Source organism: Citrobacter freundii ATCC 8090 = MTCC 1658 = NBRC 12681, assembly GCF_011064845.1.
In the GTDB taxonomy this organism is placed as follows: Bacteria; Pseudomonadota; Gammaproteobacteria; order Enterobacterales; family Enterobacteriaceae; genus Citrobacter; species Citrobacter freundii.
Genome location: NZ_CP049015.1, coordinates 4,056,944 through 4,082,385, shown reverse-complemented (window position 1 = coordinate 4,082,385; position 25,442 = coordinate 4,056,944). Strand labels below are relative to the sequence as shown.

Sequence of the window (25,442 nt, the reverse complement as noted above, 5' to 3'; positions counted from 1 at the left end):
GATGGCGGCTTTGCCTTATCCGGCCTACGGTTTTTGATTGTCCTATTTTTCAGGAGCAAACAGTGCAAAGTGTTGATGTAGCAATTGTTGGTGGCGGCATGGTAGGACTGGCGGTTGCCTGCGGCTTACAGGGCAGCGGGTTGCGCGTTGCTGTATTAGAACAACATGTTCCGCAGCCGTTGGCGGCGGATGCACCTCCTCAGCTTCGTGTTTCGGCCATTAATGCCGCCAGCGAAAAACTGCTTACCCGTCTTGGTGTCTGGTCCGACATTGTTGCCCGTCGCGCTTGCTGCTACCACGGCATGGAAGTCTGGGACAAAGACAGCTTTGGACGTATTGCGTTTGATGACCAGAGCATGGGCTACAGCCATTTGGGGCACATTGTCGAAAACTCAGAGATTCATTATGCGCTGTGGCAAAAGGCGCAGCGTTCAGCGGATATTACGCTGATGGCACCCGCTGAATTACAGCAGGTGGCCTGGGGGGAGAACGAAGCATTTCTGACCCTGAAAGATGGCGCAATGCTGACGGCCCGCCTGGTCGTCGGTGCTGATGGTGCTAACTCCTGGCTGCGCAACAAAGCGGATATTCCGCTCACCTTCTGGGATTATCGTCATCATGCGCTGGTGGCGACTATCCGTACGCAGGAAGCGCACGGTGCGGTTGCGCGTCAGGCGTTTCACGGCGAGGGGATCCTGGCATTCCTGCCGCTCAGCGATCCACACCTGTGTTCTATCGTCTGGTCGCTCTCGCCGCAGGAAGCAGAACGTATGCAGCAGGCAAGCGTTGACGAGTTTAATCAGGCGCTGAATATCGCTTTTGATAATCGTCTGGGGCTGTGCAGCCTTGAAAGCGAACGTCAGGCGTTTCCGCTGACGGGACGTTATGCCCGTCAGTTCGCCGCCCATCGTCTGGCGCTGGTGGGGGATGCGGCGCATACCATCCACCCGCTGGCGGGTCAGGGGGTTAACCTTGGCTTTATGGATGCGGCGGAGCTGATCGATGAACTTAAGCGGCTACAACGTCAGGGTAAAGATATTGGGCAGTATCTCTATTTACGCCGCTACGAACGCAGCCGTAAGCACAGCGCAGCGCTGATGCTGGCAGGGATGCAGGGTTTCCGTGAACTGTTTGCAGGCGAGAATCCGGCGAAAAAACTGCTACGCGATATTGGGCTGAAACTGGCCGATACCCTCCCGGGCGTAAAACCACAACTCATCCGTCAGGCGATGGGACTGAACGATCTTCCCGAGTGGTTACGTTAGTGTCCGTAAGGACAATCTTAAGAGTTTGAGACCCGTCACACTTTCCTCTCCCGGCCTGTGCGCCGGGGTGCTTCTCTCATTTGAAATAATCTAATTCCACGCCTTTTTTCGCATTAGTTTTTTTAATATCACGTTTTTTTCATAACGCCATTTTTGACATTTTTTCCACATTTAATGTGGATTGGTGCTGTAAGTTTGCGCTTATCTTTGTTTGTTATTCTGGTTTATTACTACATACATGGAGTTTTATTCTGTTGGCGATCAGGCTGTTTTTCGCCATAAGCTAATGTGATGGTTAATTTTGACTTATGGTTTAGCGTCTGTTTCGGTGGTAAGTTCAGGACAAAGAGAACGTTTGCGTCGTAGCCCCTGGAGCGGCTGCGGTGCTGGGTTTCGTGGCGATAATTTCACCGCGAAAGAGTTGATAGCCCCGCTTATTCAACGAGGAAAAGATGGCTCAACAGACTCCTTTGTACGAACAACACACGCTATGTGGCGCGCGCATGGTCGATTTCCATGGCTGGATGATGCCACTGCATTACGGTTCTCAGCTCGATGAACACCATGCTGTTCGCACCGATGCCGGAATGTTTGATGTGTCGCATATGACCATCGTCGACCTGCGCGGTAGCCGCACCCGGGAGTTCTTGCGTTATCTGCTGGCAAACGACGTCGCAAAGCTAACGAAGACGGGTAAAGCCCTCTACTCCGGTATGCTTAACGCTTCGGGCGGCGTGATAGATGACCTGATTGTCTACTACTTCACTGAAGACTTCTTCCGCCTCGTTGTAAACTCCGCCACCCGCGAAAAAGACCTCTCCTGGATTACCCAACACGCTGAACCTTACGCCATCGACATCACCGTTCGTGACGACCTGTCGCTGATTGCGGTACAGGGTCCAAACGCACAGGAAAAAGCAGCTACGTTGTTTACTGACGAGCAGCGTCAGGCGGTAGCAGGCATGAAGCCGTTCTTCGGCGTTCAGGCGGGCGACTTGTTTATCGCAACCACCGGTTATACCGGCGAAGCAGGCTATGAAATTGCCATGCCGAATGAAAAAGCGGCAGATTTCTGGCGTGCGCTGGTACAGGCTGGTGTCAAACCCTGCGGTCTCGGCGCACGTGACACGCTGCGTCTGGAAGCCGGTATGAACCTGTACGGTCAGGAGATGGACGAAGGCATTTCTCCGCTGGCGGCCAACATGGGCTGGACCATCGCATGGGAACCGGCTGACCGCGACTTTATCGGTCGTGAAGCGTTGGAAATGCAGCGTGAAAAAGGCCACGAACAACTGGTCGGGCTGGTGATGACCGAGAAAGGCGTGCTGCGTAATGAACTGCCGGTGCGCTTCACCGATGCTTCCGGCAACCAGCAGGAAGGCATTATCACCAGCGGGACATTCTCCCCAACTCTTGGTTACAGCATCGCGTTGGCGCGTGTCCCTGCGGGTATCGGCGAAACTGCGATCGTGCAGATCCGTAACCGCGAAATGCCGGTAAAAGTGACTAAACCTGTTTTTGTGCGTAACGGCAAAGCCGTCGCGTAATTCATCCTTTTTTGGAGATTGATTGATGAGCAACGTACCTGCAGAACTGAAATACAGCAAAGAACACGAATGGCTGCGCAAAGAAGCTGACGGCTCTTACACCGTTGGTATCACCGAACACGCTCAGGAGCTGTTAGGTGACATGGTTTTCGTTGACCTGCCTGAAGTTGGCGCAACCGTCAGCGCGGGCGATGACTGCGCCGTTGCGGAGTCCGTAAAAGCGGCATCCGATATCTATGCGCCAGTAGGTGGTGAGATTGTGGCGGTTAACGACGCGCTCAGCGACTCCCCGGAACTGGTCAACAGCGAGCCGTATGCGGGCGGCTGGATTTTCAAAATCAAAGCCAGCGATGAAAGCGAAATTGAATCGCTGCTGGATGCGGCCGCATATGAAGCATTGTTAGAAGACGAGTAAATACGCTTTTGCCGGATGGCGCTGCGCTTATCCGGCCTACAAAGCATGCGTAGACCCGGTAAGCGCTAGCGCTGCCGGGCTCGTAGACAGAGACAATCACGATTCACTGCACGTTTCAGGAACCATCGCCCATGACACAGACGTTAAGCCAGCTTGAAAACAGCGGCGCTTTCATTGAACGCCACATCGGACCGGACGCCGCGCAGCAGCAAGAGATGCTGAATGCGGTTGGCGCCGAGTCGTTAAACGCGCTGATCGGCCAGATTGTGCCGAAAGACATTCAGCTCGCAACCCCGCCGCAGGTCGGCGAGGCGGCGACCGAATACGCTGCGCTGGCTGAATTAAAAGCCATCGCTGGGCGTAACAAGCGCTTCACGTCCTACATTGGCATGGGCTACACCGCCGTGCAGTTGCCACCGGTTATCCTGCGCAACATGCTGGAAAACCCGGGTTGGTACACTGCGTATACGCCGTATCAGCCAGAAGTTTCTCAGGGGCGCCTGGAAGCGCTGCTCAACTTCCAGCAGGTGACGCTGGATCTGACCGGTCTGGACATGGCCTCCGCCTCTCTGCTGGATGAAGCCACCGCGGCGGCTGAAGCGATGGCGATGGCAAAACGCGTCAGTAAACTGAAAAACGCCAACCGCTTCTTTGTGGCCGCTGATGTCCATCCGCAAACGCTGGATGTTGTGCGCACCCGTGCGGAAACCTTTGGTTTTGACGTGATTGTTGATGACGCGGCGAAAGCACTGGATCACCAGGATGTGTTTGGCGTGCTGTTGCAGCAGGTTGGCACCACCGGTGAAGTGCATGACTACAGCAAACTGATTACCGAGCTGAAATCCCGTAAAGTTGTGGTCAGTGTCGCTGCCGACTTTATGGCGCTGGTACTGCTGACTGCTCCGGGCAAACAGGGCGCGGATATCGTTTTCGGTTCTGCACAACGCTTCGGCGTACCGATGGGTTACGGTGGCCCACACGCGGCATTCTTCGCCGCTAAAGACGAATTCAAACGCTCCATGCCAGGCCGTATTATCGGCGTCTCCAAAGATGCGGCGGGCAATACAGCACTGCGCATGGCGATGCAGACTCGTGAGCAGCATATCCGCCGCGAGAAAGCGAACTCCAACATTTGTACCTCGCAGGTCCTGCTGGCCAACATCGCCAGCCTGTATGCCGTTTATCATGGTCCGGTTGGCCTGAAACGCATTGCTAATCGCATCCACCGCCTGACTGATATCCTGGCAGCCGGTCTGCAACAGAAAGGATTGAAGCTGCGTCATGCGCATTACTTCGACACCCTGTGCGTTGAAGTAGCCGATAAGGCCGCAGTGCTGGCGCGTGCCGAAGCGGCAGAAATCAACCTGCGTAGCGATATCCATAACGCGGTAGGTATTACGCTCGATGAAACCACCACCCGTGAAAACGTGGTGCAGTTGTTCAATGTACTGCTGGGCGACAGTCACGCTCTGAACATCGATACGCTGGATAAAGACGTGGCGCTCGACAGCCGTTCTATTCAGGAAAGCATGCTGCGTGACGATGCGATCCTCAGCCATCCGGTGTTCAATCGCTATCACAGCGAAACCGAGATGATGCGCTACATGCACTCACTGGAGCGTAAAGATCTGGCGCTGAATCAGGCAATGATCCCGCTGGGTTCCTGCACCATGAAGCTCAACGCCGCTGCCGAGATGATCCCTATCACCTGGCCTGAATTCGCTGAGCTGCATCCGTTCTGCCCGCCAGAGCAGGCTGAAGGTTATCACCAGATGATCGGCCAGCTTTCCGAGTGGCTGGTAAAACTGACCGGTTATGATGCCGTCTGCATGCAGCCGAACTCCGGCGCGCAGGGCGAGTATGCGGGTCTGCTGGCGATTCGTCATTATCACGAAAGCCGTAACGAAGGTCATCGCGATATCTGCTTGATCCCGGCTTCTGCCCACGGTACCAACCCGGCGTCTGCACAGATGGCGGGTATGCAGGTAGTGGTTGTCGCCTGTGATAAGAACGGCAACATCGACCTGGACGATCTGCGAGCAAAAGCAGAACAACATGCCGACAACCTTTCTTGCATTATGGTGACCTACCCATCCACCCACGGCGTTTATGAAGAAACGATCCGTGAAGTGTGCGACGTTGTGCACCAGTTCGGCGGCCAGGTTTACCTGGATGGCGCGAACATGAACGCTCAGGTTGGGATCACCACGCCGGGCTTTATTGGCGCAGATGTCTCGCACCTCAACCTGCATAAAACATTCTGCATTCCGCACGGCGGCGGCGGCCCAGGTATGGGACCGATCGGCGTGAAATCACATCTGTCGCCGTTTGTACCGGGCCACAGCGTAGTGCAGATTGAAGGGATGCTGACCCGTCAGGGCGCAGTTTCTGCGGCGCCGTTCGGTAGCGCATCCATTCTGCCAATCAGCTGGATGTACATCCGTATGATGGGCGCAGAAGGTCTGAAGCAGGCAAGCCAGGTGGCGATTCTTAACGCTAACTACATTGCCAGCCGTCTGAAAGATGCTTATCCGGTACTGTATACCGGTCGCGATGGTCGCGTGGCGCATGAATGTATTCTCGACATTCGCCCACTGAAAGAAGAGACCGGCATCAGCGAACTGGATATTGCCAAGCGCCTAATCGATTACGGTTTCCATGCGCCGACTATGTCATTCCCGGTCGCGGGTACCCTGATGGTTGAACCGACTGAATCTGAAAGCAAAGTGGAACTGGATCGCTTTATCAATGCGATGCTGGCAATCCGCGCTGAGATCGATCGCGTGAAAGCCGGTGAATGGTCACTGGAAGATAACCCGCTGGTTAACTCACCGCACACGCAAAACGAGCTGGTCATGGAGTGGAATCACGGTTATAGCCGCGAAATCGCCGTCTTCCCGGCGGGTGTGGCGAACAAATACTGGCCAACCGTGAAACGCCTTGATGACGTTTACGGTGACCGTAACCTGTTCTGCTCCTGTGTACCGATGAGCGAATATCAGTAATTTGCTGATTCAACTATCTTTTAAAGGCGCTTCGGCGCCTTTATTTTTTAGGAGAAACGTTATGGCTATAGCATTGGTGACGGGCGGCAGTCGTGGCATTGGTCGAGCAACCGCGCTGCAACTGGCGCAAGAGGGTTACACGGTCGCCGTGAATTTTCATCACAATATTCGTGCGGCAACCGAGGTGGTGAACAACATCGTCGCTGCAGGCGGCAAAGCATTTGCTTTGCGTGCGGATATCAGTGATGAAAGCCAGGTGGTGGCAATGTTTGAGTCTATTGACCGTGAAGGCGAGCAGCTGACTGCCCTGGTGAATAATGCCGGGATCTTGTTTGAGCAAAGCACGGTCGAAAACTTAACCGCCGAAAGAATTAATCGCGTACTGGCAACCAACGTTACCGGCTATTTTCTGTGCTGTCGGGAAGCGGTAAAGCGCATGTCGTTCAAGCACGGCGGTCAGGGTGGATCGATTGTAAATGTCTCTTCGGCGGCATCGCGGCTTGGTGCGCCATTCGAATATGTTGATTACGCGGCCTCGAAAGGCGCTGTGGACACGCTCACCACCGGCCTGGCGCTGGAGGTTGCGGCGCAAGGGATCCGCGTAAACTGCGTGCGACCAGGTCTTATCTACACTGAAATGCACGCATCAGGCGGCGAGCCGGGAAGAGTCGAACGCGTGAAATCTATGTTGCCTATGCAGCGTGGCGGGCAGCCGGAAGAAGTCGCGCAGGCAATTACCTGGCTGTTGAGCGAGAAGGCATCTTACGTAACGGGCAGTTTTCTGGAACTGGCAGGCGGGAAGTAGGGATTTAATTGCCGGATAGCGCTGCGTTTATCCAGCCTACGGGAGTATAACCTGTAGGCTGGATAAGGCGTTTACGCCGCCATCCGGCAAAAAATTACAGATTCTCGCCGTTGCTGGCAATCACCTCTTTGTACCAGTCAAAACTCTTCTTCCGTGAACGTGACATATCGCCGGTGCCGTCGTCATGTTTGTTCACGTAGATAAAGCCGTAACGTTTGCTGTACTGACCGGTGGTAAACGATACGCAGTCGATGCAGCCCCATGGCGTGTAGCCCATCAGGTCTACGCCATCATAGGTCACCGCTTTCATCATTTCTTCGATGTGGGCGCGCAGATAGTCGATGCGATAGTCGTCGTTGATGCTGCCGTCTTCTTCTACTTTGTCATAAGCGCCAAACCCGTTTTCAACGATAAACAGCGGCTTCTGGTAGCGTTCATACAGCTCACATAAGGCATAGCGTAGACCGACGGGGTCAATCTGCCAGCCCCAGTCGGAGGCTTTTACGTGCGGGTTCGGTACGCTGCCCTCAAAACCAGAAATGGCATCGCCGCTGCCGCCTTCCGCTTTTACCGCGTTGGTCATGTAGTAACTGAATCCGAGATAGTCACAGGTGCCTTCACGCAGGATTTGCTCATCGCCGGCTTCTATTTGGATGTTGAATTCGCGGCGTTCCCACTCGTTCAGTACATATGATGGATAGTAGCCGCGCAGCTGAACGTCAGTGAAAACGTAGCGCTCACGCATCGATTCCTGCGCGAACATTACATCCTCAGGCTTACAGGAGAACGGATACAGTGGCACCATCGCCAGCATGCAGCCGACTTTCATTTCCGGGTTGATGCGACGTGCCGCCTTTACCGCCAGCGCGCTGGCCACGAACTGGTGATGCAGCACCTGGTACATAGTCTCTTCAGGGTTTTCATGCTCGGTATACACCACGCCGGAGCAGCAATAGCCAAACAGCGGCGCGCGCCAGTTACGCTGGTTGTTGATCTCATTGAAGGTCATCCAGTATTTGACCTTGTGCTTATAGCGCTCAAAAACGACTTCAGCAAAACGGACAAAGAAATCGACGACTTTACGATTGGTCCAGCTACCGTACTGTTGAACCAGGTGCAGCGGCATTTCAAAGTGGGAAAGGGTGATGACTGGTTCAATGTTGTACTTCAGCAGTTCATCGAACATGTCGTCGTAGAACTTTAGCCCTTCTTCATTCGGTTGGATTTCGTCCCCTTTGGGGAAGATACGGGTCCAGGCGATGGAGGTACGGAAGCATTTGAACCCCATCTCGGCAAACAGCTTGATGTCTTCTTTGTAATGACTGTAAAAATCGACAGCTTCGTGGTTGGGGTAGTACTTACCGGGCTCAACTTCCTGAGTGATTTCTCGCGGAACACCGTGTGCCCCTCCGGTCAGTACGTCGCAAATGCTGGGGCCTTTGCCACCTTTGTTCCAGCCGCCTTCAACCTGGTGCGCCGCAACCGCGCCGCCCCATAAAAAATCGTTTGGTAAGGTAAGTTTTTTCATCTGCGCTCAGTCTCAAATTAATACAATCTGATTTTGAGTCTAACAAAGGAAAGATAAATGTCACGATATAACAAAATAGCGTAAATGTGATTTGTTACATCAAAAAAACAGATTGTTTTTTTACGCTATTCTTTTCGCCAGCTTGCGACCGAGTGATTCCAGAATATAAATAACGGGGATCTGCGTGGTTATATCGTATACCCCGGCAATACGTGTTTGTGGAACATGCCAGGAGAGGTTAAAGTCGGCGAGTTTCGCCAGGCGAGAGTGTTCATGGCTGGTGACCGACAGAACCTTACAGTTGTGCAGACTGAACTGGCTGGCAAAGCGCAGGATCTCTTCTGTTTCACCAGATACGGAAAGCACGATCGCCAGCGCGTTTCTGGCCATGTCGTTAGTGACCGGGAAATAAGGATCGTCAATGTGATTACTGAATTTACCGACGTTTGAGAAAAAACGTGCGCCATATTTTGCCAGCGCTCCAGACGTTCCCGCTCCGACGAATATAATACGTTCGGACGATAATATAATATCAACAGCCTGATCGAGCAGTTTATCGAATTCGTCGTTATTGACGCCTTTAAAGAAACTGATAATTTCGCTGGCACCGAAATTAGCCTGTTGCGGTTCATTCTGCTCTAAATATAATTTGAAGCGCACGCGAAATTCTGAGTAACCCTCACATTTAAGCTTGCGGCAAAAGCGCAGTACGGTGGTAGTGGAAACACCCACGGCATCGGCCAGTTCGCGAATGGTCATGTACATGACTTTGTCACGGTTTTTGATGACATAGTTGTAGACCAGCATCTCAAGATTGTTGAGACTGGCGATGGCAGCGTGGGAGAACATACTCACAATGGCAAAACTCACTCATCAGACTTCATCTACAGGGAATAATAACATGCAGCCAAATGACATCACTTTTTTTCAGCGTTTCCAGGATGACATTCTGGCCGGACGCAAGACCATCACCATTCGTGACGAGTCCGAATCACACTTCAAAGCCGGGGACATTTTACGGGTTGGGCGCTTCGAAGATGACGGTTACTTTTGCACGATTGAGGTTGTTGGCACCTCAACCGTCACGCTGGATACGCTAACGGATAAACATGCCCAGCAGGAAAACATGACGCTTGAAGAACTTAAACATGTGATTGCCGAGATTTATCCGAATCAGACGCAATTTTATGTGATTGATTTTAAATGCCTTTGATTTAAAGAAACATCTGTTAGTTGAAAAATCACTTTCAACACAATGATTTTAAAGGATTAATATTAATGTGATATTTATTTTAGCTAACAGGTGTTCACTGGAACCATTCTCAGTTACGCTAGAGGCGCAATAACGAAAGTGTTCGTTTCTGGGGAGTAACTTATGGTTCAGAAGCCATTAATCGCGCAGGGATATTCGTTGGCAGAGGAAATAGCCAATAGCATCAGTCACGGTATCGGGCTGGTGTTTGGGATTGTCGGACTGGTGTTATTACTGGTCCAGGCAGTAGATACCAACGCCAGCGCTATGGCCATTACCAGCTATAGCCTGTACGGCGGCAGCATGATCCTGCTGTTCCTCGCCTCAACTTTGTATCACGCGATCCCCCATCAGAGAGCGAAAATCTGGCTGAAAAAATTTGACCACTGTGCGATTTATCTGCTGATTGCCGGGACCTACACGCCATTTCTGCTGGTGGGGCTTGATTCGCCGCTGGCACGTGGACTGATGATTGTTATCTGGAGCCTGGCGCTGATCGGTATTTTATTCAAACTGACCATTGCGCACCGATTTAAGGTTCTGTCGCTGGTAACCTACCTGACAATGGGCTGGCTATCGCTGATTGTGGTGTATCAACTGGCGGTTAAGTTGGCAGCGGGAGGCGTGACGTTGCTGGCTGTTGGCGGTGTGGTGTATTCTCTGGGCGTTATTTTCTACGTCTGTAAGCGCATTCCTTACAACCATGCGATCTGGCACGGCTTTGTGCTGGGCGGCAGCGTTTGCCACTTCCTGGCGATCTATCTCTACGTTGGTCAGGCGTAATCATTGACGCCGGATGGAGGCTAGCGCCTTATCCGGCCTACAAAACAAAAGCCAGCATGCCTGATAGACGCATCGCAATCAGGCATTATTCATTTACTCTTCCAGCGAATACGGCAGCGGTACGATTTGCAGCGTTTTTGCGTCGTCACGAACGCGGAACACGCTGTCGGCCTCCATGTCGTTATTCATCACAACCTGCACCAGTACCTGACCATCGGCCAGTTTTACTGCGGCAAGTACGGTACCGGTACGACGCCAGTTCTCGCCCATTTTTAATTCAAGGTCTTCGCCAGCTTCCGGTACTCGACCGGCGGCACCCGCCAAAGTCCACATGGCGCGTTTATTGGCTCCGCGGAATTTTGCACGAGCAACCATTTCCTGACCGGTGTAGCAGCCTTTTTTAAAGCTGATCCCACCCAGAGCCTGCAGATTGGTAGCCTGTGGAATAAACTGTGCACTGTTGGCTGTATCAATAACGGGGATACCCGCTTCGATATCCAGCGCCAGCCACTGCTGGCTGTTATTTAACTCTGCTTCGCCACGCAGCTTTTCAACCAAGGTTTCTGCTGTGGTGGCATCAACGATCAGCAGAAAACGTTCAGCAGGGTGTTCGAACCACAATACCGTGGAGGCACCTTCGGTAATGACCTGCTTATCACTGTTCGGTAATTCGCTAAAGAGATTGGCCAGCGCTGCACGTGCCTGGAATCCCGCTACGCCCAGCAGGACACGCTCGTCATCCGGGGCAATCGCCACCTTCGAGAAGACCGCGTATTTTTTCAGCTCGGTGAGCTGCGCATCACGCAGGCTACGGCGCTCAAGCCATGCAAAACCGTCACCCTGTCGGAACAGACGCAGGTTGCTCCACATTTTACCTTTGGCGTCACAATGTGCAGCTAACAGGTGCTGATTCTCGGTCATCTGGCTGACATCCGCTGTGACCTGACCCTGAATATACTTCTCACTGTCGACACCGGTGATGGTGGCGAGCGCCCAGTCATCGAGCGTCATTAGCGTCAGAGGCAAACGCGTTGACGCGAAAGGCTGGCGAGGAGGAAAAGATGTAAAAGCCATAATAATGTCCTGATTTGCTTAACGCAGTGATAATGACTAATGGTAAAAGAGCTATGGCCCATTGCAAGCGGTTTAAACAGGCTATTTGTGCCATATATTGAGCTTTGCGAGGAAACATCAAAAAATGGTGAATCCTTTGGCTTAATAAGGTTTTATTTAGCGAGCGAGCTTCAGTTTACTGATATTCCCGTAAAAGAGCGGGAAAAACACGTTACAATAGCGGGATACTTCGTTTTCGCGAGACAGGGAGAAGAACATGGATATTAACAACAAAGCACGTATTCATTGGGCATGCCGCCGCGGTATGCGCGAGCTGGACATCTCGATCATGCCGTTTTTCGAACATGAATATGACAGCTTAAGTGACGAAGAAAAACGTATCTTTATCCGTCTGCTAGAATGTGATGATCCAGATTTATTTAACTGGTTGATGAATCATGGGAAACCAGCTGATGCTGAGCTGGAGCAGATGGTGCGACTTATCCAGACACGGAATCGGGAACGTGGTCCAGTGGCAATCTGATTTACGCGTATCATGGCGCGCGCAGTGGCTTTCACTGCTAATTCATGGGCTGGTCGCGGTGTTTATTTTATTGATGCCCTGGCCATTGAGCTACACCCCATTATGGCTGGTTTTGCTCTCTCTGGTGGTATTCGATAGCGTTCGCAGTCAGCGTCGAATCAACGCCTGTCAGGGTGAGATTCGGCTGTTGATGGATGGTCGTCTGCGCTGGCAAGGGCAAGAGTGGTCTATCGTTAGCGCCCCCTGGATGGTTAAAACAGGCATGATGCTGCGTTTGCGCTCTGATGCCGGAAAACGTCAACATTTGTGGCTGGCGGCAGACAGTATGGATGATGCAGAGTGGCGGGATTTACGGCGGTTGATGCTGCAAAAGGCGAAGCAGAAGTAGTACTGACGGTAAGGTTGCGACCTTAGCCGTCAGTCGGCAGAAATTCAGGACCAGTGCTCGGCCATTTCGCCAAGAATTTGCTCGCACCAGGCCTGAATGCGTTCATCGCTGAGATCGTACTGGTTCGTTTCATCCAGCGCCAAACCAACAAACAGCTGTCCATCGGCAATGACGGGTTTATCGCTGGTGAATTCGTAGCCTTCGGTGGGCCAGTAGCCGACAAACTTTACACCTTTGGTGATCAGTTTATCGTGCAACATACCCAGTGCATCCAGGAACCATTCACCGTATCCCAACTGATCGCCCATACCGTAAAGTGCGACAATCTTTCCTTCCAGGTTGAGGTCGTCCAGTTGCTCCCAGACAGCTTCCCAGTCCTCCTGAATTTCACCGAAATCCCAGGTTGGGATGCCCAAAATGAGCACGTCATACTGCTCCATTAGGGTCGGGCAATCGTCTTTGAGGTTGTGCAGTGTCACCAGTTCGGGACCCAGGATATCGCGGATTTTTTCTGCTGCCATTTCGGTGTAGCAGGTGCTGGAACCGTAAAAAAGACCCATGTTCATGACGTAAACATCTCAATTCTGCTGTAGCGTTGCGGGTAGTGTAACAGAATCGCCGCAATCCCGGCACAATGAGGCATAATGCATCAAAAATGAGAGTGGAATAAGGGGCGCGAGTGGAACAGGATCTGGCGCGCATCGAGCAGTTTCTTGATGCCCTGTGGCTGGAACGAAATCTGGCGGAAAACACATTAAGTGCGTATCGTCGCGATCTGACCATGCTTGTGGAATGGTTACATCACCGCGGCGCTTCGCTTGCGACCGCGCAAAGTGATGATCTGCAAGCCTTGCTGGCTGAGCGGATGGATGGAGGGTATAAAGCCACCAGTTCTGCACGTTTGCTCAGTGCGACGCGACGTTTTTTTCAGCATCTGTACCGCGAAAAATATCGCGAAGATGACCCCAGCGCCTCGCTTGCATCACCTAAACTTCCGCAGCGTCTGCCCAAAGATCTCAGCGAAGCGCAGGTAGAACGACTGCTGCAGGCGCCGCTTATCGATCAACCGCTGGAGCTACGCGACAAAGCCATGCTGGAAGTGTTGTATGCAACGGGCCTGCGCGTGTCTGAACTGGTAGGACTGACGATGAGTGACGTCAGCCTGCGTCAGGGCGTGGTACGGGTGATCGGTAAAGGTAACAAAGAGCGCCTTGTCCCGTTGGGAGAGGAGGCAGTGTACTGGCTGGAAACATACCTGGAGCATGGGCGTCCATGGTTGCTCAACGGCGTATCGATTGATGTGCTGTTTCCTAGTCAGCGGGCGCAACAGATGACCCGTCAGACCTTCTGGCATCGTATCAAACACTATGCTGTGTTGGCGGGAATCGACAGCGAAAAGCTGTCACCGCACGTCCTGCGGCACGCATTTGCCACGCATCTGCTCAACCATGGCGCAGATCTGCGCGTGGTGCAGATGCTACTGGGGCATAGCGATCTCTCGACAACGCAAATTTATACTCATGTCGCAACGGAGCGCTTGCGGCAACTACATCAACAGCATCACCCGCGAGCGTGAGTGCTGACAGGACAGGATAGGATAGGCTATGAAAAAACGTTTTATGATGTTCACCCTGCTGGCGACGGCGTTTTCCGGCATGGTACATGCAGACGACGCGGCAATTCGCCAGTCATTAGCAAAGCTGGGTGTGCAGAGCACCGAGATTCAACCTGCTCCGGTTGCGGGCATGAAAACCGTACTAACCAATAGCGGCGTGCTGTACGTAACTGAAGACGGTAAACATATTATTCAGGGACCGATGTATGACGTGAGCGGCGCAAGTCCGGTGAACGTCACCAACCAACTGCTGATGAAGCATCTGAACGCGCTGGAAAAAGAGATGATCATCTACAAAGCGCCGCAGGAAAAACACGTCATTACCGTTTTCACCGACATCACTTGTGGTTACTGCCACAAGCTGCATGAAGAGATGAAAGATTACAATGCGTTGGGGATCACCGTACGTTATCTGGCCTTCCCACGTCAGGGGCTGGACAGCCAGGCTGAGCAGGACATGAAGTCTATCTGGTGTGCTAAGGACAAAAACAAAGCCTTTGACGACGCGATGACTGGCAAGGGTGTAAAAGCGGCGACCTGTGATGTGGATATCGCTAACCACTATGCGCTGGGCGTACAGTTTGGCGTCAGCGGTACACCGGCGATTGTGCTGAGCAATGGCTATGTCGTACCTGGCTATCAGGGCCCGAAAGAGATGAAAGAATTCCTCGACGCACATGCAAAACAAACCAGCGGTAAATAATTCGCGTGAAACAACAGATACAACTTCGTCGGCGTGAGGCCGACGAGACCGCCGAGCTACCTGCAGACTTGCCGCCACTGCTGCGCCGTTTATACGCCAGCCGGGGTGTACGTAGCGCGCAGGAGATTGAGCGTAGCGTGAAAGGCATGCTGCCGTGGCAGCATTTGAACGGCGTCGAAAAAGCGGTTGAGATCCTCTACAACGCCTTTCGCGAAGGAACCCGAATCATCGTTGTCGGCGATTTTGACGCTGATGGTGCGACCAGCACGGCGCTAAGCATCCTGGCGATGCGCGCGTTGGGCTGCAGTAACGTTGACTACCTGGTGCCAAATCGTTTTGAAGACGGTTATGGTTTAAGCCCGGAAGTCGTTGATCAGGCCCATGCCCGGGGCGCTCAGCTGATTGTCACCGTAGACAACGGCATCTCGTCTCACGCGGGTGTCGAACATGCCAGAACGTTGGGGATCCCGGTCGTTGTGACCGATCACCACCTGCCAGGGGATACGCTGCCGGGCGCAGAGGCAATCATTAATCCTAACCTGCCCGACTGTGAGTTCCCGTCGAAATCGCTGGCAGGCGTTGGTGTAGCCTTCTATCTGATGCTGGCGCTGCGTACTTTCCTGCGTGACAAAGGCTGGTTTGATGAAAGCGGCATTGCACCGCCGAACCTGGCGGATTTGCTCGATCTGGTTGCACTTGGCACGGTGGCGGACGTGGTCCCGCTGGATGCCAATAACCGTATTCTGACGTGGCAAGGCTTAAGCCGCATTCGTGCCGGAAAGTGCCGCCCTGGTATTAAAGCGCTGCTGGAGATTTCCAATCGCGACCCCCTAAAGCTGGCAGCCAGTGATTTAGGTTTTGCCCTGGGGCCACGGCTGAATGCGGCGGGCCGTCTGGACGATATGTCCGTTGGTGTGGCGCTGTTGCTGTGCGACAACATTGGCGAAGCGCGTGTGCTGGCCAATGAGCTTGATGCGCTCAACCAGACGCGCAAAGAGATCGAGCAGGGTATGCAGGCCGAAGCACTGACTTTGTGTGAAAAGCTGGAACGCAGTAGCGATACACTACCGGGCGGCCTGGCAATGTATCATCCTGAGTGGCATCAGGGCGTTGTGGGGATTCTGGCATCGCGTATTAAAGAGCGATTCCATCGCCCAGTAATAGCGTTTGCCCCGGCAGGTGACGGTACTCTCAAAGGATCCGGGCGTTCGATTCAGGGGCTGCACATGCGCGATGCGCTGGAGCGCCTGGACACCCTTTATCCGGGCATGATCCTCAAGTTTGGCGGTCACGCCATGGCGGCGGGTTTATCGCTTGAAGAGGCGCAGTTTGAGCGTTTCCAGCAGCGTTTTGGCGAGCTGGTAACCGAGTGGCTGGATCCTGCCTTACTGCAAGGTGAAGTGGTGTCGGATGGCCCACTGAGCGCGGCGGAGATGACCATGGAGATCGCACAAATGCTGCGTGATGCCGGACCGTGGGGGCAAATGTTCCCGGAACCGCTGTTTGACGGGCATTTCCGTTTGCTCCAGCAGCGTCTGGTCGGTGAGCGTCATCTGAAGGTGATGGTCGAGCCCGTGGGCGGTGGTCCGCTGCTGGACGGTATTGCGTTTAATGTCGATACCACCTGCTGGCCGGACAACGGCGTGCGCGAAGTTCAGCTTGCCTACAAACTGGATATTAACGAGTTTCGCGGCAACCGCAGCTTGCAGATTATAATCGACAATATCTGGCCACTTTAGCGTCACTAATCGCTATAAAAAAGGGCGTGGATTAGTTACAATCCCGCTCTTATCACCGCATTTTGACTAGTCCAATAAAAGAAATCAGACAATGTTTGAAATTAATCCGGTAAATAACCGCATTCAGGACCTCACGGAGCGCTCTGACGTTCTTAGGGGGTATCTTTGACTATGATGCCAAGAAAGAGCGTCTGGAAGAAGTAAACGCCGAGCTGGAACAGCCGGACGTGTGGAACGAACCCGAACGCGCTCAGGCGCTGGGCAAAGAGCGTTCCTCCCTTGAGGCCATCGTTGATACGCTCGATCAGATGAGCCAGGGCCTGGAAGATGTCTCCGGCCTGCTGGAACTGGCTGTAGAGGCCGACGACGAAGAAACCTTTAACGAAGCCGTAGCAGAACTCGATACGCTGGAAGATAAGCTGGCCCAGCTGGAATTTCGTCGTATGTTCTCCGGTGAATATGACAGCGCGGATTGCTATCTCGATATTCAGGCAGGTTCTGGCGGTACGGAAGCGCAGGACTGGGCAAGCATGCTGATGCGCATGTATCTGCGTTGGGCTGAAGCGCGCGGCTTTAAGACTGAAATCATTGAAGAGTCTGAAGGTGAAGTCGCGGGTATTAAATCCGTGACCATCAGAATTGCTGGTGAATATGCTTACGGTTGGCTGCGTACTGAAACCGGCGTACACCGCCTGGTACGTAAGAGTCCGTTCGACTCCGGCGGACGTCGCCATACGTCGTTCAGTTCGGCGTTTGTTTATCCGGAAGTTGACGATGATATTGATATCGATATCAACCCGGCGGACCTGCGTATTGACGTTTACCGTGCCTCCGGTGCAGGCGGTCAGCACGTTAACCGTACGGAATCTGCGGTGCGTATTACCCACATCCCGACCGGGATTGTGACGCAGTGTCAGAACGACCGTTCCCAGCACAAGAACAAAGACCAGGCCATGAAGCAGATGAAAGCGAAGCTTTATGAACTGGAAATGCAGAAGAAGAATGCCGAGAAACAGGCGATGGAAGACACCAAGTCAGATATCGGCTGGGGTAGCCAGATTCGTTCTTATGTCCTTGATGACTCCCGCATCAAAGATCTGCGTACCGGGGTTGAAACCCGTAACACGCAGGCGGTGCTGGATGGCAGCCTGGATCAATTTATCGAAGCAAGTTTGAAAGCAGGGTTATGAGGAACCAACATGTCTGAACAACACGTACAGGGCGCTGACGCGGTAGCCGACCTTAACAATGAACTGAAAACGCGCCGTGAGAAGCTGGCGAGCCTGCGTGAGCAGGGGATCCCGTTCCCGAACGATTTCCGTCGCGATCATACCTCAGACCAACTGCATGCTGACTTCGACGCGAAAGAAAACGAAGAGCTGGAAGCGCTGAACATTGAGGTATCCGTTGCTGGCCGTATGATGACCCGTCGTATTATGGGTAAAGCATCATTCGTTACGCTGCAGGACGTTGGCGGCCGTATTCAGCTGTACGTTGCTCGCGATGACCTGCCGGAAGGCGTCTACAACGAGCAGTTCAAAAAATGGGATCTGGGCGATATCCTCGGCGCGAAAGGTAAGTTGTTCAAGACCAAGACCGGTGAGCTGTCTATCCACTGCACCGAACTGCGTCTGCTGACCAAAGCGCTGCGCCCGCTGCCGGACAAATTCCACGGTCTGCAGGATCAGGAAGCGCGCTATCGTCAACGTTACCTGGATCTCATCTCTAACGATGAATCCCGCAATACCTTTAAAGTGCGTTCACAGATTATGGCTGGCATTCGTCAGTTCATGGTTGCTCGCGGCTTTATGGAAGTAGAAACCCCGATGATGCAGGTGATCCCAGGCGGTGCGGCTGCGCGTCCGTTTATCACTCATCATAACGCGCTGGATCTGGACATGTACCTGCGTATCGCGCCGGAACTTTACCTCAAGCGTCTGGTGGTTGGCGGCTTCGAACGCGTATTCGAAATTAACCGTAACTTCCGTAACGAAGGCATCTCTGTTCGCCATAACCCAGAGTTCACCATGATGGAACTCTACATGGCTTATGCGGACTACAAAGATCTCATCGAACTGACTGAATCTCTGTTCCGTACGTTGGCGCAGAACGTTCTGGGAACGACTGAAGTGCCTTACGGTGAAGAAGTCTTCGACTTTGGTAAGCCGTTTGAAAAACTGACCATGCGCGAAGCGATTCAGAAATACCGTCCGGAAACCAACATGGCCGATCTGGATAACTTCGATTCTGCAAAAGCGATTGCTGAATCTATCGGCATCAAAGTTGAGAAGAGCTGGGGTCTGGGCCGTATCGTGACCGAGATCTTTGAAGAAGTTGCAGAAGCGCACCTGATTCAACCAACCTTCATTACCGAGTACCCGGCAGAAGTTTCTCCGCTGGCGCGTCGTAATGACGAAAACCCGGAAATCACCGATCGCTTCGAATTCTTCATCGGCGGACGTGAGATCGGTAACGGCTTCAGCGAGCTGAACGATGCCGAGGATCAGGCGCAGCGTTTCCAGGATCAGGTTAACGCCAAAGATGCGGGTGATGACGAAGCGATGTTCTACGACGAAGACTACGTTACCGCTCTGGAACACGGTCTGCCGCCGACTGCGGGTCTGGGCATTGGTATCGACCGTATGGTTATGCTGTTCACCAACAGCCACACCATCCGTGACGTGATCCTGTTCCCGGCGATGCGCCCGGTTAAGTAAGATGTGAAATGCCGGATGGCGGCTGACGCCTTATCCGGCCTACGATTCGTTATGTAGGCCAGATAAACGTAGCGCCATCAGGCAATAATTTGTTGGCAGTAATTCTGCAACAGCGCACGCGCTTCTTTGTTTGCAACCTGCATTACCATCCACGGACTGAAAGCCCACGGCGTCGCGTCAATCCCGCTTAAGACATTCTCAAGATTGCTCCACTGGCAATCCATCACTTCATCTGGGTTTAGCTGTAGCTCACTGACGATATGTGCGGCATAAACCGGACATACTTCGTTTTCAACTATCCCACTCGGGTCTGTGGCGCGATAACGAAAATCAGCGTATACGGGGGTGAGCAAGTCGATGTCTGCACCCAGTTCGAAGCGAGCCCGGCGGACAATAGCGACTTCGTTGGTTTCACCCAACTGCGGGTGACCGCAGACAGAGTTGGTCCAGACACCTGGCCAGGCTTTTTTGTGCAGCGAACGGCGGGTGACCAGCAGTTGGCCCTGCTCGTTAAATATCCAGCACGAGAAAGCGGAGTGCAGGGGGGTTGTGGCGGTATGCGCCGCATACTTTTCCAGCGTTCCGCAGGGTTGCTCCTGCTCATTCAATAAAATGACATGTTCCTGTCGCATAGCGTCCACCATCAATCTTAAGCACTTACATTATATGCTTAATTAAGTCAGAGTGATTAACAGAGGGTGTGAAATGCCAGAGCTGCCGGTTCGTTGCGCGATATGATTTGGCATCCAGTTTCTGGCTGCTATGATAAAGCGTCTGAAAATGTTGCGAGGTATTGTTTTGAGTGCAGGACGCCTGAAGAAAAATGGCCTGGGTATCGTGATGCTGCTGTGTGTCGGTCTGCTGTTAGCGGGCTGTTCCGGGAGCAAGTCGTCTGATACAGGAAGTTATTCCGGCTCCGTGTATACCGTGAAGCGGGGAGATACGCTATACCGTATTTCGCGCGCCACCGGTACCAGCGTGAAAGAGATCGCTCGCCTGAATAATATTTCACCGCCCTATACCATTGAAGTGGGGCAAAAGCTGAAGGTCAGCGGCGGCGCGAAAACCAGTTCTGGATCTGGCAAAACAACCAAGAAATCCTCAACCAAAACGGCGGCAGTCAGACCATCTTCTTCTGTGCCGCAGTCGTCCTGGCCACCAGTAGGGCAACGTTGCTGGCAGTGGCCTGCCAGCGGTAAGGTGATCCTGCCTTATTCTACGGCGGACGGCGGCAATAAGGGCATCGATATCTCGGCTGCGCGCGGTACGCCGATTTATGCGGCCGGAGCAGGGAAGGTGGTTTATGTCGGTAATCAGCTGCGGGGCTACGGTAATCTCATCATGATTAAGCACAGTGAGGACTACATCACTGCGTATGCGCATAATGACACCATGCTGGTGAACAACGGTCAAAACGTGAAGGCCGGGCAGAAGATAGCGACGATGGGCAGCTCGGATGCGACGACGGTGCGCCTGCATTTCCAAATCCGCTACCGGGCAACGGCTATCGATCCACTGCGTTATTTACCGCCGCAGGGGAGTAAGCCAAAATGCTGACGGTGAATTAATCGCCAGTCAGTCGGTTAGTCCCTTGCCAAGAAGAGCGTAAGGTTTATAATCCCTTACGCACTTCAATGCGGGCGTAGTTCAATGGTAGAACGAGAGCTTCCCAAGCTCTATACGAGGGTTCGATTCCCTTCGCCCGCTCCAAACACACTTCTTTTAACGTCTACTCAAGTCAATCAAAACCAGTAATCACAAGGCTTCCGCTAATATCTCCGTATTTTGACGTAAACTAACGTCTACTCAAATCTATACATTCATGTGTATAGTAATGCGTATAGCCCGCGCTCTACACTTTGGAACTATACACAATGCCCCTCACAGACCTTGAAATCAGGCGTTCTAAGCCGCGTGAGAAGTCCTATACACTCAATGATGGCAATGGCCTCTCTCTGTTAATCGAGCCGAACGGATCGAGAGGGTGGCGTTTCCGTTACCGCTTCGATGGTAAGGCCAAAATGATTTCGCTGGGCACTTATCCCGATGTAACCCTGAATGATGCCAGGCTCAAACGCGATGATGCCCGCAAGCAGGTTGCTGGTGGCATTAATCCCAGCGATGTCCGCAAAGAAGATAAGCTGGCGAAGCAGGGCCGCAACGAAAACACCTTCGAGGCGATCGCCCGTGAGTGGTACGCCAAGCGCATTGACCGCTGGTCTGAGTCCTACGGCGAAGAGATGATGAAAACCTTTGAGGCTGACGTTTTCCCACTTATCGGCCGACGACCGATCGCCGATATCAAACCTATGGAGCTCATGGCCGTTCTCTCGAAGTTGGATGAGCGGGGCGCAACAGAGAAACTCAGGAAGGTGAGACAACGTTGCGGCGAGGTGTGGCGGTACGCCATTGTTACTGGCCGGGCTGATTATAACCCGGCGCCGGATCTGGCCAGTGCCTTTGCTCCTCATAAGAAAGAGCATTACGCTTTTCTCACCACTGACGAACTCCCCGAGTTCTTCCGCACGCTGAACACGTATAGCGGCAGTTCTGTTGTGAAGCTGGCGATGCGCCTGCAGGTTCTTACCGGGTTACGCCCGGGCGAACTACGCCAGGGCGAGTGGACTGAAATAGATTTCGATAAACGTCTGTGGGAGGTGCCACCAGCACGCATGAAAAAGCGGCGCCCTCACTGTGTGCCATTATCCGACCAGGCGATCGCCATCCTGGAACAACTGCACCTAATCACCGGCAATTATCGGTTTATTTTCCCCGGCAGGATTCAGCACAGCAAACCAATGAGCGAGATGGCAATGAACGTCCTGATCCGTCGCATTGGATACGCCGGAAGGGTGACCGGTCATGGCTTCCGCCACACCATGAGCACGATTCTCCACGAGCAGGGCTATAACACCGCATGGATTGAAACGCAGCTTGCCCACGTTGATAAAAACTCAATTCGTGGGACGTACAACCATGCCCAGTATCTGGACGGCCGCCGGGAAATGCTTCAGTGGTATGCCGACTATATGGAGGCACTGGAGAATGGTGAAAATGTGGTGCACGGCTCGTTTGGGAAAAGTGCCTTACTGTATGAATAGACAGTATTAATTGACGGTAGTAGACTTCAGTAGACGAACAAAGAATAGGCTATGTCTAGGCTGATCCCCGAAAACCCGTACACCTCTGCGGGCTGGCATAGCCGCCAAAATCAGAGGGCGCGAGGTGGCGTGATGTTGAATACAGATTCGTTAAAAAATTGCCATAAGGCTATATCGACTATTCGTCGCAAGGAATTATTATGGGTGCCAAGAAGACACTTATGTACCCAATTAAGCTTTTATAATGGAAGAGCGCCTATACACCCTGGCGCAGTACATGGCCTGATTAAAACACATGATGATTTTCATGAGTATTTGTCTATCATTGATAAAGGTATTACTGAATACCTACCCAAAGAAAGTTTAGTTTCCTGTAATGATGTATGGAATGCTATTCGCTCTGATAAATATATTAAACAATCTTTAACTAAATCTAATATTCCATTTGAAAGCACAATTGATCCAGTCAGATACGCCAAGTATAGAGTTTTAGCTGGGCGTCTTAAAAAATCAGAAGATAATCGGTCGTATGGTTATTGGAAAGAACTTTATGACTTTAGTAAAGAAGAAATTAATGTTTTTAATCATGCTTATCTTCGTTTTCATGAGCGGTTGATTGCAATCATGTATGGTTACATTTCTGGAGAGCTTCGTATTGCTTATGCCAATGGTGCTGATTCCATTAGTAAATATAAAACATTGTTGAAGCAGTTGGCTGAAATAGAGAGTGAATTTGTTTTTAAGTATGTATTTGATGGGAGCAGGAAACTAATCACCGATCTGGAATGGGATTTAATGATTGCTGATAACGTATCTGATTTTATAGTGACAAACAGAAATGATGAAACACTTTCTGAACGCGCTCTTGTTACGGAACTCCTTAAGATTTTTATGGAGTATGGTGAAGGAAATTGCGTATCTGCTGTTTATAGATTTACCCGTTCAGCATTCATAGAGAACGACATTGAAAGAAAAACTATCCAGCGATGCTGGGAATCCTTATGCAAAGCAGTGGAAGTAAGAGATTCGGCAAGAGCTGCATATGTTCAAGAAGCCAAGAAGTAGATTGGTTTTGAGACAAAGTTCCACCTCGAACGTTTATCTTTGACATGACATAGTTGCCAAAAAAAGCCTCTTACTTGTCATGTCAAACTAAGCTTTTTTAGCAGGTTTTTTGGTATTTCAAAAAAAATATATATACCTCATTCTACCTCTGTCCATAGTCGTATATTGAGGTGCATATGTCTCTAAAGTTTATCCGTCTTTCCGAAGTACAACGGCGCACAGGCTATAGCAAAGCATGGCTTTACCGTCTCATGAGTCAAAAAAAGTTTCCAGCCTCCGTGAAAATCGGCTCCCGATCTATCGCATTCATCGAGAGTGAAATTGATGAATGGATTAATCAGCGCATCGCTGAATCGCGTGGTGAGGTGGCGTAATGGAAATGAAAAATCCCCATGCGACCAAGCGCCATAACGTAGTGAATCAGGCTGTTGTGCATATGAATTTTGCTGCTGATTATAGTTTCAGCCTGTCAGTGTACATCTCATCCTGAAAAAGCGTCGTAATACTACCGAATAACGGAGCCTGAAAATGAAACTGAATAATATGACCTTATCCGGTCAGGGCCTCGCTCAACCTGAAGCCAGCCAGAATGACATTTTAATAAATCATAAATCTGAGCCGCGCATTGATTCCCGCATCATTTCGGAGCGCGCCGGAATACAGCATCAAAGCCTGGGCGCGACGATTAAATCGCACCAGGATAGATTCCGTGAGCTGGGATCGCTGCCCCGTCAGTCCCTCCAGGAATTACCCGATTTGAAATCGGGAAAAGCCGGTCGTAAGCGTGGGCGTCCTGAGATCAGCTATCTGCTGAATGAGCCTCAACTCGACTATTTGCTGCGTATCATCCGTGGGCGTGATCCTGAGCGTGTTAACCAGTTCAAGCTGGATGTCACTAAGGCATTCACCAATCGTCGTGCCACCCAGCCTGTACGTCGGGAATATCTGCCCGGTTATCATGAAAGCCGTGATGGCTTAAAAGCACTGGGGGCGCAGCGACATCACTACATCAATCTGGCGCGTGCTGAAAACCGCGTTGCTGGCCTGTCAGATGGTAAACGTGGCTTCGCTGATGCGCAGCAGCTAGGTGTACTGATCGTTATGCAGAAAATTGAGCAGGCCGCATTTCATGAAGCCATTAATAGCGGCATGACCCCGACAGATGCGGTAAGGGAGGTAGCTAAGCGCATGGAGGCATTCGCCAGCCTTATGAGCGGCAACGCCATTCTGGGGGTAGGTCATGCGTAAAAATGCCATAAATCACATTTTGCACCCTATGCCGAAAAATGGCTTGCCGTTTGTCCCTTACCTCGTCTATGTTTATAGGACACCAGCAAAATCTGGTGTCAGGATTGGCGTCCTAGTAATGTTATCGGCGACATATGACGCGCCTAGCGTCTTTTTTTATGTTGTTAATTCAGTGCATCATTTTTTTAGCGTTGCGGGTATAATCCGTGCCGCTCCCAAAATTATGGTGGGCTGGGTGGGGGCTTCTTCAGAAGCGCCGGTTTCCGATAACGCCGGTTACGCCAACCCTGCTCAGTTCACCACCAGCGAAATTGGCGTTTCCGGTGGTGGTTATAAACATCAGTTATCGGAGGTTGCCACCATGGCTAATACCCCTACCCAAAATTCGCAATTCATTTGGATTATCGCCGCTGTTCGCCGAGATTGTCTGACAATCAAGCCTATTCTTCACCATGTTGCTGCTGAGACTGAGCGTGACGCTCGTCGCACCCTAGCACGAGAACACGTCACCTTTTTTGTTGGCCGCGTTCGTTTATCGGAGGTGGTCTATGCAAACTGACAATTCTTTCGATTCTGACAAACCCTTTCTTTTCGATGAAATGACACACGAAACTGAATGTGTTTTGGCAATTCTTCGGACCGTTAATCAGGTTAACGATCCTCATACCA

The 25,442-nt window shown here is 52.0% G+C and carries 25 protein-coding genes and 1 tRNA gene; 21 read left to right on the top strand and 5 right to left on the bottom strand.

What is annotated here, in order from left to right; genetic code table 11:
• The first annotated feature begins 62 nt into the window (after positions 1 to 62).
• The 5 genes from ubiI to G4551_RS19545 all read left to right on the top strand — a co-directional run bounded on the left by ubiI (position 63) and on the right by G4551_RS19545 (position 7,037).
• Positions 63 to 1,265, top strand: coding sequence for an FAD-dependent 2-octaprenylphenol hydroxylase (gene ubiI, locus G4551_RS19565; protein ID WP_003838254.1), 1,203 nt, complete (start codon positions 63 to 65; stop codon positions 1,263 to 1,265).
• A gap of 452 nt (positions 1,266 to 1,717) precedes the next feature.
• Positions 1,718 to 2,812 (top strand): glycine cleavage system aminomethyltransferase GcvT, encoded by a 1,095-nt coding sequence (gcvT, locus tag G4551_RS19560; RefSeq protein WP_003026967.1) that lies wholly within the window; start codon positions 1,718 to 1,720, stop codon positions 2,810 to 2,812.
• A 25-nt stretch (positions 2,813 to 2,837) separates the two neighbouring features.
• On the top strand, positions 2,838 to 3,227 hold the full coding sequence (gene gcvH / locus G4551_RS19555; RefSeq protein WP_003838257.1) for a glycine cleavage system protein GcvH: 390 nt from the start codon (positions 2,838 to 2,840) through the stop codon (positions 3,225 to 3,227).
• Between the two features lie 131 nt (positions 3,228 to 3,358).
• Positions 3,359 to 6,232, top strand: coding sequence for an aminomethyl-transferring glycine dehydrogenase (gene gcvP, locus G4551_RS19550; RefSeq protein ID WP_003838260.1), 2,874 nt, complete (start codon positions 3,359 to 3,361; stop codon positions 6,230 to 6,232).
• Between the two features lie 61 nt (positions 6,233 to 6,293).
• Entirely contained in the window at positions 6,294 to 7,037 is a 744-nt protein-coding gene (locus tag G4551_RS19545) for an SDR family oxidoreductase (protein ID WP_003838262.1), read from the top strand.
• Positions 7,038 to 7,131: 94 nt separating this feature from the next.
• Here G4551_RS19545 and bglA read toward each other — a convergent pair whose 3' ends face one another.
• Complete coding sequence (gene bglA, locus G4551_RS19540) at positions 7,132 to 8,565, bottom strand: 6-phospho-beta-glucosidase BglA (protein WP_003838263.1); 1,434 nt, start codon at positions 8,563 to 8,565, stop codon at positions 7,132 to 7,134.
• 120 nt (positions 8,566 to 8,685) lie between these two features.
• A complete protein-coding gene (locus tag G4551_RS19535) occupies positions 8,686 to 9,414 on the bottom strand; it encodes a MurR/RpiR family transcriptional regulator (protein WP_003838265.1) in 729 nt (242 codons plus the stop codon).
• A 52-nt stretch (positions 9,415 to 9,466) separates the two neighbouring features.
• On the opposite strand from G4551_RS19535, the gene yqfB reads away from it, so the two are divergent.
• Positions 9,467 to 9,778, top strand: coding sequence for a N(4)-acetylcytidine aminohydrolase (gene yqfB / locus G4551_RS19530; protein WP_003026949.1), 312 nt, complete (start codon positions 9,467 to 9,469; stop codon positions 9,776 to 9,778).
• 162 nt (positions 9,779 to 9,940) lie between these two features.
• On the top strand, positions 9,941 to 10,600 hold the full coding sequence (gene trhA / locus G4551_RS19525) for a PAQR family membrane homeostasis protein TrhA (RefSeq protein ID WP_003838267.1): 660 nt from the start codon (positions 9,941 to 9,943) through the stop codon (positions 10,598 to 10,600).
• Between the two features lie 93 nt (positions 10,601 to 10,693).
• On the opposite strand, the gene ygfZ is transcribed toward trhA, so the two are convergent.
• Positions 10,694 to 11,674: a tRNA-modifying protein YgfZ gene (ygfZ, locus tag G4551_RS19520; protein ID WP_003838269.1), complete on the bottom strand. Its 981-nt coding sequence runs from the start codon at positions 11,672 to 11,674 to the stop codon at positions 10,694 to 10,696.
• A 256-nt stretch (positions 11,675 to 11,930) separates the two neighbouring features.
• Here ygfZ and sdhE point away from each other — a divergent pair, with 256 nt between their 5' ends.
• On the top strand, positions 11,931 to 12,197 hold the full coding sequence (gene sdhE, locus G4551_RS19515) for an FAD assembly factor SdhE (protein WP_003026938.1): 267 nt from the start codon (positions 11,931 to 11,933) through the stop codon (positions 12,195 to 12,197).
• The gene (locus tag G4551_RS19510) at positions 12,178 to 12,585 is read left to right on the top strand and encodes a protein YgfX (protein ID WP_003026936.1); all 408 of its coding nucleotides are present in this window, start codon (positions 12,178 to 12,180) and stop codon (positions 12,583 to 12,585) included. The genes sdhE and G4551_RS19510 overlap by 20 nt, the downstream gene beginning before the upstream one ends.
• A 44-nt stretch (positions 12,586 to 12,629) precedes the next feature.
• Here G4551_RS19510 and fldB read toward each other — a convergent pair whose 3' ends face one another.
• Positions 12,630 to 13,151, bottom strand: coding sequence for a flavodoxin FldB (fldB, locus tag G4551_RS19505; RefSeq protein WP_003838276.1), 522 nt, complete (start codon positions 13,149 to 13,151; stop codon positions 12,630 to 12,632).
• Positions 13,152 to 13,264: 113 nt separating this feature from the next.
• Between fldB and xerD the strand changes: the two genes are divergently transcribed.
• The 5 genes from xerD to lysS all read left to right on the top strand — a co-directional run bounded on the left by xerD (position 13,265) and on the right by lysS (position 19,359).
• Positions 13,265 to 14,161, top strand: a complete 897-nt coding sequence (gene xerD / locus G4551_RS19500; protein WP_003026928.1) for a site-specific tyrosine recombinase XerD — start codon at positions 13,265 to 13,267, stop codon at positions 14,159 to 14,161.
• A 28-nt stretch (positions 14,162 to 14,189) separates the two neighbouring features.
• The gene (gene dsbC, locus G4551_RS19495; RefSeq protein ID WP_003825520.1) at positions 14,190 to 14,903 is read left to right on the top strand and encodes a bifunctional protein-disulfide isomerase/oxidoreductase DsbC; all 714 of its coding nucleotides are present in this window, start codon (positions 14,190 to 14,192) and stop codon (positions 14,901 to 14,903) included.
• A 5-nt stretch (positions 14,904 to 14,908) separates the two neighbouring features.
• On the top strand, positions 14,909 to 16,642 hold the full coding sequence (recJ, locus tag G4551_RS19490; protein WP_003838279.1) for a single-stranded-DNA-specific exonuclease RecJ: 1,734 nt from the start codon (positions 14,909 to 14,911) through the stop codon (positions 16,640 to 16,642).
• A gap of 91 nt (positions 16,643 to 16,733) precedes the next feature.
• Positions 16,734 to 17,832 (top strand): peptide chain release factor 2 gene (gene prfB, locus G4551_RS19485; protein WP_096878465.1). Its coding sequence is split into 2 segments (ribosomal slippage): positions 16,734 to 16,808 and positions 16,810 to 17,832, totalling 1,098 coding nucleotides; the frame shifts between segments, so codons are not numbered across the junction.
• A 9-nt stretch (positions 17,833 to 17,841) separates the two neighbouring features.
• Positions 17,842 to 19,359 carry a lysine--tRNA ligase gene (lysS, locus tag G4551_RS19480; RefSeq protein ID WP_003026911.1) on the top strand — a complete coding sequence of 506 codons (1,518 nt, stop codon included), beginning with the start codon at positions 17,842 to 17,844 and terminating at the stop codon, positions 19,357 to 19,359.
• Positions 19,360 to 19,436: 77 nt separating this feature from the next.
• On the opposite strand, the gene idi is transcribed toward lysS, so the two are convergent.
• The gene (gene idi / locus G4551_RS19475; protein WP_003838284.1) at positions 19,437 to 19,991 is read right to left on the bottom strand and encodes an isopentenyl-diphosphate Delta-isomerase; all 555 of its coding nucleotides are present in this window, start codon (positions 19,989 to 19,991) and stop codon (positions 19,437 to 19,439) included.
• 166 nt (positions 19,992 to 20,157) lie between these two features.
• On the opposite strand from idi, the gene actS reads away from it, so the two are divergent.
• From actS to G4551_RS19440, 7 genes are all read left to right on the top strand, one after another.
• On the top strand, positions 20,158 to 20,916 hold the full coding sequence (gene actS / locus G4551_RS19470; RefSeq protein ID WP_003026902.1) for an amidase activator ActS: 759 nt from the start codon (positions 20,158 to 20,160) through the stop codon (positions 20,914 to 20,916).
• A gap of 79 nt (positions 20,917 to 20,995) precedes the next feature.
• A tRNA-Gly gene (locus G4551_RS19465) sits at positions 20,996 to 21,069 on the top strand.
• Positions 21,070 to 21,233: 164 nt separating this feature from the next.
• A complete protein-coding gene (locus tag G4551_RS19460; RefSeq protein WP_003838286.1) occupies positions 21,234 to 22,460 on the top strand; it encodes a tyrosine-type recombinase/integrase in 1,227 nt (408 codons plus the stop codon).
• 51 nt (positions 22,461 to 22,511) lie between these two features.
• On the top strand, positions 22,512 to 23,525 hold the full coding sequence (locus G4551_RS19455; RefSeq protein ID WP_003838289.1) for a hypothetical protein: 1,014 nt from the start codon (positions 22,512 to 22,514) through the stop codon (positions 23,523 to 23,525).
• 176 nt (positions 23,526 to 23,701) lie between these two features.
• Positions 23,702 to 23,899, top strand: a complete 198-nt coding sequence (locus tag G4551_RS19450) for a helix-turn-helix transcriptional regulator (RefSeq protein ID WP_003838291.1) — start codon at positions 23,702 to 23,704, stop codon at positions 23,897 to 23,899.
• A gap of 154 nt (positions 23,900 to 24,053) precedes the next feature.
• Positions 24,054 to 24,773 (top strand): Rha family transcriptional regulator, encoded by a 720-nt coding sequence (locus G4551_RS19445; RefSeq protein ID WP_003838293.1) that lies wholly within the window; start codon positions 24,054 to 24,056, stop codon positions 24,771 to 24,773.
• Positions 24,766 to 25,332, top strand: coding sequence for a host cell division inhibitor Icd-like protein (locus G4551_RS19440; protein ID WP_100225768.1), 567 nt, complete (start codon positions 24,766 to 24,768; stop codon positions 25,330 to 25,332). The genes G4551_RS19445 and G4551_RS19440 overlap by 8 nt, the downstream gene beginning before the upstream one ends.
• The last annotated feature ends 110 nt before the right edge of the window (positions 25,333 to 25,442 follow it).

Coding starts and splice junctions, on each gene's coding strand:
- idi (WP_003838284.1), bottom strand. CDS start 19,991: ATGCGACAGGAACATGTCATTTTATTGAATGAGCAGGAGCAACCCTGC.
- G4551_RS19545 (WP_003838262.1), top strand. CDS start 6,294: ATGGCTATAGCATTGGTGACGGGCGGCAGTCGTGGCATTGGTCGAGCA.
- G4551_RS19450 (WP_003838291.1), top strand. CDS start 23,702: ATGTCTCTAAAGTTTATCCGTCTTTCCGAAGTACAACGGCGCACAGGC.
- sdhE (WP_003026938.1), top strand. CDS start 11,931: ATGGATATTAACAACAAAGCACGTATTCATTGGGCATGCCGCCGCGGT.
- G4551_RS19535 (WP_003838265.1), bottom strand. CDS start 9,414: ATGTTCTCCCACGCTGCCATCGCCAGTCTCAACAATCTTGAGATGCTG.
- gcvP (WP_003838260.1), top strand. CDS start 3,359: ATGACACAGACGTTAAGCCAGCTTGAAAACAGCGGCGCTTTCATTGAA.
- yqfB (WP_003026949.1), top strand. CDS start 9,467: ATGCAGCCAAATGACATCACTTTTTTTCAGCGTTTCCAGGATGACATT.
- G4551_RS19440 (WP_100225768.1), top strand. CDS start 24,766: ATGCGTAAAAATGCCATAAATCACATTTTGCACCCTATGCCGAAAAAT.
- gcvT (WP_003026967.1), top strand. CDS start 1,718: ATGGCTCAACAGACTCCTTTGTACGAACAACACACGCTATGTGGCGCG.
- G4551_RS19445 (WP_003838293.1), top strand. CDS start 24,054: ATGAAACTGAATAATATGACCTTATCCGGTCAGGGCCTCGCTCAACCT.
- G4551_RS19460 (WP_003838286.1), top strand. CDS start 21,234: ATGCCCCTCACAGACCTTGAAATCAGGCGTTCTAAGCCGCGTGAGAAG.
- ygfZ (WP_003838269.1), bottom strand. CDS start 11,674: ATGGCTTTTACATCTTTTCCTCCTCGCCAGCCTTTCGCGTCAACGCGT.
- gcvH (WP_003838257.1), top strand. CDS start 2,838: ATGAGCAACGTACCTGCAGAACTGAAATACAGCAAAGAACACGAATGG.
- fldB (WP_003838276.1), bottom strand. CDS start 13,151: ATGAACATGGGTCTTTTTTACGGTTCCAGCACCTGCTACACCGAAATG.
- bglA (WP_003838263.1), bottom strand. CDS start 8,565: ATGAAAAAACTTACCTTACCAAACGATTTTTTATGGGGCGGCGCGGTT.
- lysS (WP_003026911.1), top strand. CDS start 17,842: ATGTCTGAACAACACGTACAGGGCGCTGACGCGGTAGCCGACCTTAAC.
- G4551_RS19455 (WP_003838289.1), top strand. CDS start 22,512: ATGTCTAGGCTGATCCCCGAAAACCCGTACACCTCTGCGGGCTGGCAT.
- dsbC (WP_003825520.1), top strand. CDS start 14,190: ATGAAAAAACGTTTTATGATGTTCACCCTGCTGGCGACGGCGTTTTCC.
- trhA (WP_003838267.1), top strand. CDS start 9,941: ATGGTTCAGAAGCCATTAATCGCGCAGGGATATTCGTTGGCAGAGGAA.